Genomic DNA, 13,973 nt, shown 5'->3' with positions numbered 1-13,973 from the left:
GCTACTTCTTCTCTGCCGCCACCGGCGCTTCTGGTGCTTCCGACACGGGCGGGATAAAGATGTGATCCAGAATGGCACGCATCACCGGCGCTGCCGTTACCCCTTCCCCGCCGCCATTTTCCAGAATCAGCGTCACCGCCACTTTTGGCGCGTTAAACGGCGCAAACGCGGTATAGAAGATATGATCGCGCAGCCGTACCGGGATCATTTTGGCGTTATAAGTCTGGTTCTGTCGCAGACCAAACACCTGCGAGGTGCCACTTTTCGCTGCGATACCATAAGGTGCGGTATGAAAATATTTATAACCGGTGCCGTTAGGTGCATTGGCCATACCAAACATCGCGTGGCGCACCAGTGACCAGTACGGCGAATGCGGATCGCCAATCTGCGCCGCCGGCTGTTTTGGTTGATAGTTCTCAACCAGATTGCCGCGCTGCGCTTTCTGCAGCAGGTGCGGCGCAATCACCCGGCCGTTATTGATCAGCGCCACCATCGCTTTTTCCATCTGAATCGGCGTTGCAATCCAGTAACCCTGACCGATGCCGACTGAAATGGTGTCGCCCTGATACCAGGCTTTTTTGTGCACCTTCTGCTTCCACTCGCGACTCGGCAGTAAGCCGTTGTACTCTTCATTCAGGTCAATGCCGGTCGATTTGCCGTAACCAAACTGACTGAGCATGGTGTGAATACGATCGATGCCCATCATGAACGCCACCTGATAGAAGAAGGTATCCGCAGACTCCTCAATCGCCCGTGTGACATCCAGCATGCCGTGACCGGTTTTTTTCCAGTCGCGATAGCGGCGATCGGTGCCCGGCAGCGTCCAGGTGGGCGCGCCAAAGAATTGCGACTGCGGCGTAATGACATGGGTCAGCAGCGCGGACATCGCCATATAGGGCTTCACCGTCGAGGCGGGAGGATAAAGGCCCTGGGTAACGCGATTGATCAGCGGCAGATCCTTATCCTGCAACAGCGATTTGTAGGCCTGATAGCTGATGCCCTTCACAAAAGGATTGGGGTCGTAGCTGGGACTGGAAACCATCGCCAGCACCGAACCGTCACGCGGGTCCTCAATCAGCAGTGCCGCACGCTGGCCCGCCAGCAGGCTTTCGGCGTACTGCTGCAGATGCAGATCCAGCGTCAGAGTGAGGTTTTTCCCGGCTACCGGCGGCACCTCTTTCAGCACCCGCACAATGCGGCCGTGGTTATCCACCTCCACTTCCTGATAGCCCGGCTTACCGTGCAGCAGGGTCTCGTAATAGCCTTCAATCCCCTGTTTCCCGATGTTGTGGTCAGCGGCGTAGTTCTCGGCGATGCCCGCCGCATTCAGCCGTTTGTAGTCATTATCGTTGATTTTCGACACATAACCGAGCACGTGCGCCAGATCGGCACCGTAGGGATATTCACGATCCTGATAAATTTCGATGCTGGCACCGCTAAAACGAAACTGGTTAACCGCGAAGCGTGCTACCTGCTCCTCGCTCAGCTCCTCTTTCAGCACCACCGGCTTGTAGCGACTGGTCTGTTTTAACGCGTGCTGAAAGGTCTCAATCTCATCGGGTGTCAGGTCAAGGATCGGCGTCAGCGCCCGCAGCGTAGCCTGCATATCGGTGATTTTATACGGCGTCAGGGTGATGGCGTACCAGCTGACGTTGCGTACCAGCGGGATGCCGTTACGGTCATAAATCAGCCCGCGCGTCGGGGCGATGGGGATCATTTTGATGTCGTTCTGGTTGGATCGGGTCTGGTAGTAGCTGTGGTCGCGTACCTGCAGGCGATACAGGTTCACAGCAAGAATAGTGAAGCAGAGACAGACCAGAGCAAAAGCCACCGTCGCGCGACGGGCAAACAGTTTCTCTTCAGCGTCGAAGTTACGAAAATTCATCAGGAAGCATTATCAGGCGGTTATTTATTATTTGTTGTTCCGCAACATGATAAAGCGCTATCGCCGGGGTACCAGCGCGAAGATGCACAAGCCTGGCGAAAAGTGTGTCATTTGATGTGAATGTTACAGCACGGGTAAGGCGGAATAAGTTCGGGTCCTCCTCATCAGAAGAGGACCCGGCAGGAACGTCAGGCTGCAGGCAGGTACGTTAACCCGCCAGGTGGATTAATCCCCCAGCAGCACCGACTCCAGCGCAATTTTAATCATGTCGTTGAAGGTGGTCTGACGTTCAGCCGCAGTGGTCTGCTCGTGGGTACGAATGTGGTCTGATACGGTGCAGATGGTCAGCGCTTTAGCACCGAACTCTGCCGCCACGCCGTAGATGCCAGCAGCTTCCATCTCCACGCCGAGGATGCCATATTTTTCCATCACATCGAACATCTGCGGATCCGGGGTATAGAACAGATCGGCGGAGAAGATGTTACCGACGCGGGCTTCAACACCCAGATTTTTGGCTGCATCGACGGCGTTACGCACCATGTCGAAATCAGCAATCGCCGCGAAATCGTGATCTTTGAAACGCATCCGGTTCACTTTGGAATCGGTGCAGGCACCCATACCAATCACGATGTCGCGCAGTTTGACGTCTGCACGGACCGCACCACAGGATCCCACACGAATGATCTTCTTCACACCAAAGTCGGTGATCAGCTCTTTGGTGTAGATCGAGCAGGAAGGAATGCCCATGCCGTGACCCATTACGGAGACTTTACGGCCTTTATAGGTGCCGGTGTAGCCCAGCATGCCGCGCACATTGTTCACTTCGACCGGGTTTTCCAGGAAGGTTTCTGCAATGTGTTTCGCACGCAGCGGGTCGCCCGGCATCAGGACGACGTCAGCGAAATCACCCATTTCGGCATTAATATGCGGAGTTGCCATTGTTACTTTATCCTTGTTAAATCGCTGGGTTACAGCATGTTCTTGCCATAGTCCATGTCGGACAGGCCAAAATAGTGTGCAATTGTCTGACCAATATCGGCGAAGGTTTCGCGATAACCGAGTGAACCCGGCTCAACTTTCGGTCCGTAAATCAGAATCGGAATATGCTCACGGGTGTGTTCGGTGCCTTGCCAGGTCGGATCGCAGCCGTGGTCAGCAGTCAGGATCAGAATGTCATCCTCACCGACCAGTTCCATCAGCTCCGGCAGGCGACGGTCAAACAGCTCCAGTCCGCCAGCATAACCGGCTACATCACGGCGATGTCCCCACGTCGAGTCGAAATCGACAAAGTTGGTGAAGACAATCGAGTGATCCGGCGCGATTTTCATCTCCTGAATCGTGGCGTCAAACAGCGCATCCAGACCGGTCGCTTTGACCTTTTTGGTGATGCCCTGCTCAGCGTAGATGTCCGCGATTTTACCCACCGAAATCACCTGACCGCCCTTCTCATCCACCAGCTTTTTCAGCATGGTGGCTGACGGCGGCTCAACCGCCAGATCGTGACGGTTACCGGTACGTTCGAAGTGACCGGCTTTGTCGCCGACAAACGGACGGGCGATAACGCGGCCGATGTTATAGCCGCCTTCCGTCAGCTCTTCGCGGGCAATTTCGCACAGCGCATAGAGGCGATCCAGGCCAAAGGTCTCTTCATGACAGGCAATCTGGAATACCGAGTCCGCAGAGGTGTAGAAAATCGGCTTGCCGGTTTTCATGTGCTCTTCACCCAGCTGATCGAGAATCACCGTCCCCGAAGAGTGGCAGTTACCGAGGTAGCCTGGCAGCTCAGCGCGCTGCACCAGCTTATCGAGCAGTTCCTGCGGGAAACTGTTCTCTTGATCACTGAAGTAGCCCCAGTCAAACAGCACCGGAACCCCGGCGATTTCCCAGTGGCCTGACGGCGTATCTTTACCTGACGAGATTTCGCTGGCGTAAGCGTAAGCGCCGGTGATCTTCGCATTCGGGTCAAGGCCCGCCGGGAAGCGGCCAGTCGAAAGCTCTGCGGCCTTACCCAGACCCAGCGCGGTCAGATTAGGCAGATGTAAAGGCCCTTTACGGCCTTTGTCCGCTTCACCTTTGAAACAGGCTTCAGCGATGTGACCAAGCGTATCTGAACCTGCGTCACCGAATTTATCGGCATCTTTACTGGAGCCGATCCCGAAGGAGTCGAGAACCATAATAAAAGCACGTTTCATGCAAGTCTCCTGCGCAATGGCGCGTGACAAGTCAAAAAAAAGCGATCAGATCAGTATACCCGAATGCGTTGCCGCTGGCACCGATTACTGCCCGGTTAACTGACATCGCTCACACGACGATAGACCACTGGCGTAGCGGCTGGTGCCGTATCGCCGATCACCAGCGCGGCTTTGACCGCAGCGGCGGCCTGTTGCCATTGCGCTTCGTTGCTGGCGTGGATAATAGCCAGCGGGCGCTGCGCATCGGCGCGTTCACCGAGAGTGATCATTTCGCTTAACCCAACGCTGTAATCGATGCTGTCGCTGGCACGCTGGCGTCCACCGCCCAGTGCCACGACCGCCAGACCAAGCGCCCGGGTATCCATGCTGCTGACAATGCCAGGCTGGTCGGCATAGACCGCCTTGCTCAGCGTCGGCGCAGGCAGATAAGCATCGTAGCGCTCGACAAAATCGGCCGGCCCGTTCTGCGCTGCCACCATGCGGGCGAAAATTTCTGCCGCCCTGCCGTTATCCAGCACCTTCATCAGCTGCTGGCGCGCCTCTGTCTCATTAGCGGCCAGCTTGCCGGAAATCAGCATTTCGCTGCACAGCGCCAGCGTCACTTCCAGCAGGCGCGGGTTACGCTGTTCACCGGTCAGGAAGCGCACCGCTTCCCGCACTTCCAGCGCGTTACCGGCAGACGAAGCCAGCACCTGATTCATATCGGTGAGCAGCGCGGTGGTCTGGCAGCCGGCACCGTTAGCTACGCCAACAATCGACTGCGCCAGATCCTCTGACGCTTCATAGGTTGGCATAAATGCGCCCGAGCCCACTTTGACATCCATCACCAGCGCATCCAGCCCTTCCGCCAGTTTCTTCGCCAGAATCGAGGCGGTAATCAGCGGGATCGAGTCTACGGTGGCGGTAATGTCGCGCGTGGCGTAGAAGCGTTTGTCGGCCGGAGCCAGTGAGTTGGTCTGGCCGATAATCGCCACCCCGACCTGTTTGATGATCTCCCGGAAGCGGTCGTCGCTGGGGAAGATGTCGAAGCCTGGAATTGCTTCCAGCTTATCCAGCGTGCCGCCGGTATGGCCGAGGCCACGGCCGGAGATCATCGGAATATAACCACCGCATGCGGCCACCATTGGTCCGAGCATCAGCGACGTGACATCGCCAACGCCGCCGGTCGAATGCTTATCCACTACCGGCCCGTTCAGATTGAGCGATTTCCAGTTCAGCACGGTACCGGAATCACGCATCGCCATGGTCAGCGACACGCGCTCAGGCAGCGTCATGTCATGAAAATAGATGGTCATGGCCAGCGCGGCAATCTGGCCTTCAGAGACGCTGTTATCACGGACGCCGTTGATGAAGAAGCGGATTTCAGCGTCAGTCAGCGCGTGACCGTCACGTTTTTTGCGAATAATTTCTTGTGGCAGGAACAAGGTAGCCCCCTTGGCTCAGGGAAATGCGGTGTGACAGCGGCGATCGGTGACCGCCGCAGGATGAGTTTAATAACCGGCTTTGCTGGTCTCGCTCTGATGACCCAGAGTATTCAGCAGACTCGCCAGCAGGCTTGATGCGCCAAAGCGGAAGTGACGCGCATCGGCCCACTCCGCACCCAGCGTATCTTCCGCCAGTTGCAGATAGATGGCGGCATCTTCAGCGGTGCGTACGCCACCCGCCGGTTTGAAACCGACCTGCTGGCTGACGCCTTTATCACGGATGACGCTCATCATGATCTGCGCCACTTCAGGCGTGGCGTTGACCGGTACTTTACCGGTAGAGGTTTTGATGAAGTCAGCACCGGCATCGATAGCGATTTCAGACGCCTGACGGATCAGCGCTTCCTGCTTCAGTTCACCGGTTTCAATAATCACTTTCAGCAGTACGTTCGCCTCAGCACAGGCGGTCTTACAGGCTTTCACCAGATCAAAACCGACCTGACTGTTACCGGCGATCAGCGCGCGGTACGGGAACACCACATCCACTTCATCGGCACCGTAGGCGATAGCGGCGCGGGTTTCAGCCAGCGCAATCTCAATGTCGTCATTGCCGTGCGGGAAATTGGTTACCGTGGCGATACGGATCTCTGGCGTACCCTGCTCACGCAGCGTTTTACGCGCAATCGGAATAAAACGCGGATAGATGCAGATGGCTGCTGTGTTACCCGCCGGGGATTTCGCCTGATGACAAAGCGCGATCACTTTTTCGTCAGTGTCGTCGTCATTCAGGGTAGTTAAATCCATCAGTTTCAGGGCACGCAGGGCTTGCTGTTTGATATCGGTCATGAGGCTCTCCAAAGGATCGGGGTGCGATCCACCGGCTGGCCGGCGGAATGTTATAATAATAACACCGTCAGGCGGCCTGTTATGTGCCAGCAGTCACATCGGAATAAGAAAATGATGCAATTATGCCACGCTTACCGTGATCAGAATCGCATTTAACGCCGTTAACAGCCCATTATACGCCAGCCAGCCAAATGTTACTATTATCACATTTAGTCGCGCAGACCGGCATAGGTTAAAGCTTAGCGGGTTGATTAAGGATGGCGGGAAAAGCGGAATCGAGCTGAAACAGCTGCTGGCTGTTGCGCCACAGCGCCCCGGCAATGACTTCAGGTGGCTCGTCGCGCAGGGTGCAGAGCGTCTCCCACACCTGGCGCGCCCGTTCAGGCCGGTTGGGCTGGCCCTGGAAGCCTTTTAACGGCATATCCGGCGCATCCGTTTCCAGCAGCAACGAGGAGAGCGGCAGTTGCGCCAGCGTCTGCCGGGTTTTGCTGGCGCGCTCATAGGTGATGGTGCCGCCGACCCCAATCGCATAGCCGAGCTTAATAAACGCCTGCGCCTGTTGCAGACTACCCGCGAAGCCATGTACCACCCCGCGACGCGGCAGATCGTGGCGACGCAGATGCTGGGCCAGTTTGTCATGGGTACGACGCGAGTGCAGGATCACCGGCAGATCGTAGCGTTTCGCCAGCTTAAGCTGGGCATCAAGAAAGCGTTGTTGCTTATCAAACTGCGGATCGTCGCGGTAGAGATCCAGCCCGATCTCGCCGATCGCCACCAGCTTGCGCGGTCGCTGCTTAAGCTTCTCCTCCAGCCGATCGAGATGCGCTTCCTGATGCGCTTCTATGGCAATCGGATGCAGCCCGAGCGCGGCGTAGAGCGCAGCATGTCCGGCCGCCAGTTCGCACACCCGGCTGAAGCGGCTGGCATCGATCGCCGGGATGATGATCTTCTCGACGCCGGCCGCCGCAGCCCGCGCCAGGCTGGCGACGGTATCGTCCTCAAACGGCGGGAAATCAAAATGACAGTGGGTATCGATAAACCTCATGCCAGCGATCCTTTATCGTAATCCGCATCATTATCCGCCAGCGGCGGCGTAATAATCTCGCGGTTGTCCGGTGCATTGGCCACCGGTGCCGGCGGCGTGACGATACGCGGCGTCAGTGGCTCTGCGTCGCTTAACCACTGGCCCAGCGTGGCGAGAAAATAGCGGCCGCAGCGCCGTCCAAGATGGTAATCCTGGTTCAGCGACGAAATACGGCTGCCCAGCGCACTGCTGGCCAGCACATGTGGCGGAAAGATCTCAATAATCCGTAAGTCACCGGGCGGATTTTCAATAAACTGCTGAATTTCCCGGTAGCTTTTTTCATGATGATTGAGCACGTTAATCATCGGCTGAAAGGCACCGGTGCTTAGCCAGCGCTCCATCCGCTTAATCCATTTCGGCGTATAAAACATCTGAGAAGGCACGGTGCGGATCACCACAATGGTGTCTGCGCCACGGCGCGCCGCTTCCCGCACCGGAATCGCATCGCTGATGCCGCCATCCAGATAGCTAATCCCTTCGAGATTGACGCCCAGCCGGTAGAAGCCGGGAATGGCACTGGAGGCTTTAATCAGCTCCAGCCAGTTGTCTGCCGTGGGGGTGAAATAGCCTGGCGTATAGTCGTCGCTGCGGCAGGCGCACATGTAGAACTCAAGCCCGCGCGAGAACATTTTTTCAGCGCTGGTCATCGCCAGCGGAAATTCACTGCGGGTGGTTTCCACCAGCCAGTCGAGATCGATCAGATTACCGCCGCGAACAAAACGCAGCGGATCAAAAAAGAGTTTATTGGTGGTGTAACGGGTGATCACGCGGCGGGCATAGCCTGGCTGGCCGCAGACAAACGCAGAAAGGTTTTGCGCGCCAGCAGAGGTGCCGAGCAGCAGTTGAAACGGATTAAATCGGGCACGCTGAAATTCATCAAGCACACCGGCGGTAAAAATGCCGCGTTGACCGCCGCCTTCACAGACCAGCGCAATTTTATGCGATTTGAAAGGGGTCAGCGCAAGAGGTTCAATGGCGCCGAGCGTAACAGGAATGCGAATACCCACTGTGTGAACCTCAGATGGGGTTCCGACGGGCAGGCTGATGGATGTTAACGTCTATCCAGCAGCATTCCGGAGAACCAGTCATACAATCCTTTAGCCGGACAGCCCGCGCAGGGGGGCTGCCCATGTAGCCGTGTGAAAAAATCCCGCTTCTCACTGATCTGGCTACAGATGACTGGTCTCCGCTTTATGCTTACTTGCTTTGCATTAAACTGCAGGACTCATCGGCTAAAGCTTTTTACGGCCGGTAAACAGGCTGATGAGGAACAGAATAATACCAACAACGAAGACAACTTTAGCTGCCCATGCTGCTGTACCTGCTAAACCACCAAAACCTAACGCTGCAGCAATCAGTGCGATCACCAGAAAAATAATGCCCCAACGAAACATAAGCCTCTCCTTACCCTATTGAAAATCGAACTGCTTATTTCATCCCCGGATGGGTATCTTTTATCCGTGCGGCCGGCAGTGACGCGACCGCACGGTTACCATTAAGATTTAACCGTCAGGTCATTCTTAACGCTTTTCACGCCTTCAATGGCTTTAGCGATGCTTTCAGCACGGTCTGACTGTGCCTGATTTGCAACCTGCCCTGAAAGCTGAACAACGCCGTCGGTGGTTTCAACTTTTACGTTGCGCGACGGAACAATATCATCCGCTAATAGCTTAGCTTTAATTTCGCTGGTCGTAGCGGCATCGCCCGCATAACCTTTCATCGATTGGGATTTGCTGTCTTTAACGTGTAGTTTGTCGCTGACGGATTTAACACCTTCGATTTTCTGCACCACGGCCACAGCTTTTTCGGCCTGATCCTGGGAAGTGACGAAACCGCTTAAGGTCACCACGCCCTGATGAGTTTTTACCGAGATATCCGTACTTTTAATCGCGTCATCATCAACCAGTGCCGCTTTGGCTTTGGCGGTGATGCCGCTGTCATCCATATAACCATCGACTTTTTTCATAGAACTATCGATTTTCGCACCCGTGCTGTCTGCCGTCTGCGACGCTTTCTGGGAAAGCGACTCGTCGGCCAGCGCGCTGCCGCTGATCAGTGCTGAGCCAATCATTGCAGCCATCAGGGTTTTGGCAATCTTAGTCTTGTTCATCGATATATTCCTTCTATCAGTTAACTCGCCCAAAACTGTGGGCGCAACAGCAGCAAACGGCGCCGCTGGGTTACAGGACGTAAGGACAAGAGAAGTCTCTTCCGCCGTCCGATAGAATAATCATAGACGGCATTTCGCGATTTGCCTGGCTAACTGGTTGATCACACGTCAAAACGAGAGGAAAAGCCGTTTTTTAGGAGGAGTCTGTAGCGGGGAAAACAGGGCCATTTCCTGCTGGAATGGCCCGGATAGCGTGCGATCAGTGCTCGCGGGTTTTACGGAATCTGACGTCAGGATAACGTTCCTGGGTAATATTCAGGTTCACCATGGTCGGCGCGATATAAGTCAAATTATCGCCGCCATCCAGCGCGAGGTTAACCTCGTTTTTACGCTGGAAGTCTTCGAATTTTTTCGCATCGTCGCACTCAACCCAACGCGCGGTAGAGACGTTGATCGCTTCATAGATCGCTTCGACGTTATATTCGCTCTTCAGACGCGCCACCACCACATCGAACTGCAGTACCCCGACGGCACCCACGATCAGATCGTTGTTGTGTACCGGACGGAACACCTGCACTGCACCCTCTTCCGACAGCTGAACCAGCCCTTTCAGCAGCTGTTTCTGCTTCAGCGGATCGCGCAGGCGAATACGACGGAACAGCTCCGGCGCGAAGTTCGGAATACCGGTGAACTTCATATTTTCACCCTGAGTGAAGGTATCGCCGATCTGAATGGTGCCGTGGTTATGCAGGCCGATGATGTCGCCAGGATAGGCTTCTTCAACGTGAGAGCGGTCGCCGGCCATAAAGGTCAGCGCATCGGAAATCACCACATCTTTGCCGGTGCGGACCTGACGCAGCTTCATTCCTTTTTCATATTTACCCGACACCACACGCATAAAGGCCACGCGGTCGCGGTGTTTCGGGTCCATATTGGCCTGAATCTTGAACACAAAGCCGGTAAATTTCTCTTCGCTGGCTTCGACGGTACGGGTATCGGTTTTACGCGGCATCGGACGCGGCGCCCATGACACCAGGCCATCCAGCATATGATCCACGCCGAAGTTACCCAGTGCAGTACCGAAGAATACCGGCGACAGCTCACCGTTGAGGAACGCTTCCTGCTCGAACTCGTGTGATGCGCCCTGCACCAGCTCCAGCTCTTCACGCAGCTGCGCCGCCAGATCTTCACCCACCGCGGTATCGAGATCCGGGTTGTTCAGCCCCTTAACGATACGCACTTCCTGAATGGTGTGGCCTTTACCGGTCTGGTAGAGATAGGTTTCATCGTTATAAAGGTGGTAAACCCCTTTAAACAATTTGCCGCAGCCGATGGGCCAGGTAATCGGCGCACAGGCGATTTTGAGTTCGCTTTCGACCTCATCCAGCAGCTCCATCGGATCGCGGATATCACGGTCTAGTTTGTTCATAAAGGTCAGGATCGGCGTATCGCGCAGACGGGTTACTTCCATCAGCTTACGGGTACGATCCTCAACGCCTTTGGCGGCGTCGATCACCATCAGACAGCAGTCAACCGCCGTCAGGGTGCGGTAGGTATCTTCCGAGAAATCTTCGTGGCCCGGGGTATCCAGCAGGTTGACCAGGCTTTCACGGTAAGGGAACTGCATCACCGAGGTGGTGATGGAGATACCACGTTGTTTCTCCATTTCCATCCAGTCGGATTTGGCGTGCTGATTCGAGCCACGGCCTTTTACCGTACCGGCGGTCTGGATAGCCTGTCCGAACAGCAGGACTTTTTCGGTAATGGTGGTTTTACCGGCATCCGGGTGCGAAATGATCGCGAAGGTGCGGCGGCGTGCCACCTCTTCTAAAAAGGGATTAGACATGAGTGAATTCTTCTCAATGGAGCAGCGCTCTCTGTCTGGCGCTGCTGATAAATCACGGTGGCCGGCAGAACCTTACCGGCGGGTAAACGGTGCCGAAGGCGACATTACGTCGTCGGCGGGTCAGCGCGAAGTTACATTGGCGTGAATTCCGGTTACCTGGTCAGCTTTAAGGCGGCATAGCATACAATATTTTGCGCGCGCGGCCTACAGGGGAAGGCGGGGGATTTGGTCAGTGGCTCAGGTCGCTGAACCCGACAAACGGCCGGGACAGGCCAGCGCCCGTCCCGACATCATCAGCCCAGTACCTTGCGGACGCAGGCTTTAAAGATCTGCACGCCAATTTCCAGCGAATCGAGATCGAAGCGCATATCGGGATGATGCAGACCTGGCGTCAGGTTGGTGCCCAATCCCCAGAAGCCCGCCTTCACGCCGGGGCGTTTTACCGGGTAGTAGAAAAAGTCCTCGCTGCCTGGGGTGGTTTTAGTCGGCAGCAGCCCCTCTTCTCCCAGCACCTCGACAATCGCTGCGCGGATCACCGCCGTCGCCTCATCATCGATCTCTGCCGCAGGCATCTCTTTCAATACCCTGACCTGCGCCGTGGCCCCCAGCGCCGCCACGCTGTTAACGATGGCGCGCGTGACCTGCTCTTTCAGCAGCTCCATCGGAGCATTTTCCTGCGAGCGCAGATCCCACACCACCCGCGCTTCGTCCGGCACCGAGTTGGTCACGCCCGCGTCACACAGGAAACGCGTCGCTTTAACGCTCCAGTTAAGGCCCGGCGAAAGGTGCAGTGCGTTGACCGCATTCACCGCCTGCACTGCCGCATCCAGCGCGTTGACACCGAGATGCGGGCGCGCCGCGTGAGCCGGCTGACCTTTAATGGTCGCTTCCAGCGTACTGCAGGCCGAGTAGAGTACCGCAGGCACCGCCTGCCCGACCACGCACTCCTCCAGCGGCCGCAGGTGAAAACCCAGAATCATCTCCACGTCATCCAGCGCGCCGCCTTCTACCATCGCCAGCGCGCCCGCGCCCAGCTCCTCCGCCGGCTGGAACAGAATTTTCAGCCGGCCGCGCTTCACAGCGCCCTCTTTCAGCAGCGCCGTCGCCGCCGTCAGCACCACCGAGGAGTGACCGTCATGGCCGCAGGTGTGACGCGCGCAGGGCACGCCATCGATGATGTGCCCCAGCGCATCCATATCGGCGCGCAGCGCCAGCACCGGGCCGGGCACTCCGCTGTCGATCTCCGCCACAATGCCGGTGGTGTTATTAATGTTGCGTGTCACCTTCAGACCCGCCTGCTCCAGATGCCCGGCGATGTAAGCGGAGGTTTTTACCTCCTGGAATCCCAGTTCCGGGATCTCATGCAGAAAATGGTAATGCTCTAATACCTCAGACACGGCTTCACTCCTGAATAAACAGACGCATAACAAACATCGCGATCAGCGCATTGATGATGCTCACCAGCATCAGCAGCGGCCAGTATTTTTTTGGCACATCGGCCACGCCCAGCAGCCGTCCCATATATTGCAGTTGTGATCCCATCAGAAAGATCGCCGGCGCCAGTACGGTCACATCGGCGCCGGTCAGCAGCCCTTTGGTCAGCAGGCTGACCGCCACACCGGTCCCGGCAGACGAGGAGAGCCAGGCAGTCAGCAGCACGGTAATTGCTTCGCCCGGCAAGCCGAATACGCCCATCACCGGTGCAAACAGCTGGCCGAGAAACTGCATAATACCGAGCAGATTGAGCACTTCCGCCAGCACATACGCCATCACCACATTGGGCATCAGATTATGAATGGCAATATGAAAGCCTTTACGCGCGCCGGTGACAAACACATCAAACGGGTTATTACTGACGCTGACGACTTTATTGGTTTCCATCGCTGAAATCCTTTTTATAAACACTGTTTAACACGAAGCGGGTAATCGCCGCACCGACAAATTTCAGCACCAACATTAAAATCAGCGGGATGATGATTGGCAGCGTCATTGAGGCAAACAGCGCCGAACCGATAGCAAAATAGTTGTTGATTAAACCGGCGCCGGAATATTGCCAGGCGCTCATTACCACCACCTCTTTTTTACCGATCTGCCTCTGGTCATACATCTCTTTGGTTAACGCCGCACCCGCATCGGTACTTTGCAGGTCGGTAATTAATGCCAGCCCGCAGCGTCCCGGCAGACCCATTAAGGGTTTCAGTAACGGCGTCAGCAGCCGGTGCGCCGCGCGTATCGCCCCGTAGTGGGTGAAGATTTCCAGTACGCCGAGCGCCAGCATCACGGTCGGCGTAAGGGATAACGCAAACAGGAAGCCTGCTTTGGCGCTGAGTCCGCCAGCCCCCAGAAAGGTGTTGCTGGCAGGATCTTTCATGGTGCCAAAACTGCCGCCTAGCGTGGTGAAGTCAAATGCCCCCAGCCATTTCAGCCCATCAACCTGATAAAACAGCCCGGAGAAAAACAGAATGGCAAAAATTAACGCCACATAGCTGCCTTTTCCGGCACTGACCTTTTCCGCCTTAACCACACTCTGTTCCGACATTATTTTCTCCCGATAAGGCTGACCCGCCGGCGGTTTCGCGGCGCGGT

Annotated in this window: 13 protein-coding genes; all 13 read right to left on the bottom strand. The window is 56.2% G+C overall.

Translation table 11 applies throughout. The features are described from left to right. Position 1: 1 nt before the first annotated feature. The 13 genes from mrdA to ACLIBF_RS03460 all read right to left on the bottom strand — a co-directional run bounded on the left by mrdA (position 2) and on the right by ACLIBF_RS03460 (position 13,926). The gene (mrdA, locus tag ACLIBF_RS03520; RefSeq protein WP_279810219.1) at positions 2-1,885 is read right to left on the bottom strand and encodes a penicillin-binding protein 2; all 1,884 of its coding nucleotides are present in this window, start codon (positions 1,883-1,885) and stop codon (positions 2-4) included. 225 nt (positions 1,886-2,110) lie between these two features. Next, positions 2,111-2,824 carry a purine-nucleoside phosphorylase gene (deoD, locus tag ACLIBF_RS03515; protein ID WP_010248951.1) on the bottom strand — a complete coding sequence of 238 codons (714 nt, stop codon included), beginning with the start codon at positions 2,822-2,824 and terminating at the stop codon, positions 2,111-2,113. A gap of 29 nt (positions 2,825-2,853) precedes the next feature. Further along, the gene (gene deoB, locus ACLIBF_RS03510) at positions 2,854-4,077 is read right to left on the bottom strand and encodes a phosphopentomutase (RefSeq protein WP_046289240.1); all 1,224 of its coding nucleotides are present in this window, start codon (positions 4,075-4,077) and stop codon (positions 2,854-2,856) included. A gap of 95 nt (positions 4,078-4,172) precedes the next feature. Further along, entirely contained in the window at positions 4,173-5,501 is a 1,329-nt protein-coding gene (gene deoA, locus ACLIBF_RS03505; RefSeq protein WP_031377078.1) for a thymidine phosphorylase, read from the bottom strand. 66 nt (positions 5,502-5,567) lie between these two features. Then, entirely contained in the window at positions 5,568-6,347 is a 780-nt protein-coding gene (deoC, locus tag ACLIBF_RS03500; protein WP_046289241.1) for a deoxyribose-phosphate aldolase, read from the bottom strand. Positions 6,348-6,579: 232 nt separating this feature from the next. Continuing rightward, entirely contained in the window at positions 6,580-7,392 is an 813-nt protein-coding gene (locus ACLIBF_RS03495) for a TatD family hydrolase (RefSeq protein WP_448309366.1), read from the bottom strand. Further along, on the bottom strand, positions 7,389-8,438 hold the full coding sequence (locus ACLIBF_RS03490; RefSeq protein ID WP_279810217.1) for a patatin-like phospholipase family protein: 1,050 nt from the start codon (positions 8,436-8,438) through the stop codon (positions 7,389-7,391). The genes ACLIBF_RS03495 and ACLIBF_RS03490 overlap by 4 nt, the downstream gene beginning before the upstream one ends. A gap of 225 nt (positions 8,439-8,663) precedes the next feature. Beyond that, positions 8,664-8,825 carry a DUF1328 domain-containing protein gene (locus tag ACLIBF_RS03485; protein WP_003848537.1) on the bottom strand — a complete coding sequence of 54 codons (162 nt, stop codon included), beginning with the start codon at positions 8,823-8,825 and terminating at the stop codon, positions 8,664-8,666. A gap of 101 nt (positions 8,826-8,926) precedes the next feature. Next, complete coding sequence (gene osmY, locus ACLIBF_RS03480; RefSeq protein ID WP_031377075.1) at positions 8,927-9,541, bottom strand: molecular chaperone OsmY; 615 nt, start codon at positions 9,539-9,541, stop codon at positions 8,927-8,929. Between the two features lie 259 nt (positions 9,542-9,800). Continuing rightward, on the bottom strand, positions 9,801-11,387 hold the full coding sequence (prfC, locus tag ACLIBF_RS03475) for a peptide chain release factor 3 (protein ID WP_031377074.1): 1,587 nt from the start codon (positions 11,385-11,387) through the stop codon (positions 9,801-9,803). Positions 11,388-11,680: 293 nt separating this feature from the next. After that, the gene (locus tag ACLIBF_RS03470; protein WP_279810216.1) at positions 11,681-12,784 is read right to left on the bottom strand and encodes a M20 peptidase aminoacylase family protein; all 1,104 of its coding nucleotides are present in this window, start codon (positions 12,782-12,784) and stop codon (positions 11,681-11,683) included. A 4-nt stretch (positions 12,785-12,788) separates the two neighbouring features. Beyond that, complete coding sequence (locus ACLIBF_RS03465) at positions 12,789-13,268, bottom strand: YjiG family protein (protein ID WP_031377072.1); 480 nt, start codon at positions 13,266-13,268, stop codon at positions 12,789-12,791. Further along, on the bottom strand, positions 13,255-13,926 hold the full coding sequence (locus ACLIBF_RS03460; protein ID WP_031377071.1) for a nucleoside recognition domain-containing protein: 672 nt from the start codon (positions 13,924-13,926) through the stop codon (positions 13,255-13,257). The genes ACLIBF_RS03465 and ACLIBF_RS03460 overlap by 14 nt, the downstream gene beginning before the upstream one ends. Between the last annotated feature and the right edge of the window lie 47 nt (positions 13,927-13,973).

This window comes from Pantoea sp. PGP6 (assembly GCF_053474785.1).
The sequence above is the reverse complement of the archived record's forward strand: the minus strand, read 5'-3'. Positions and strand labels throughout refer to the sequence as shown.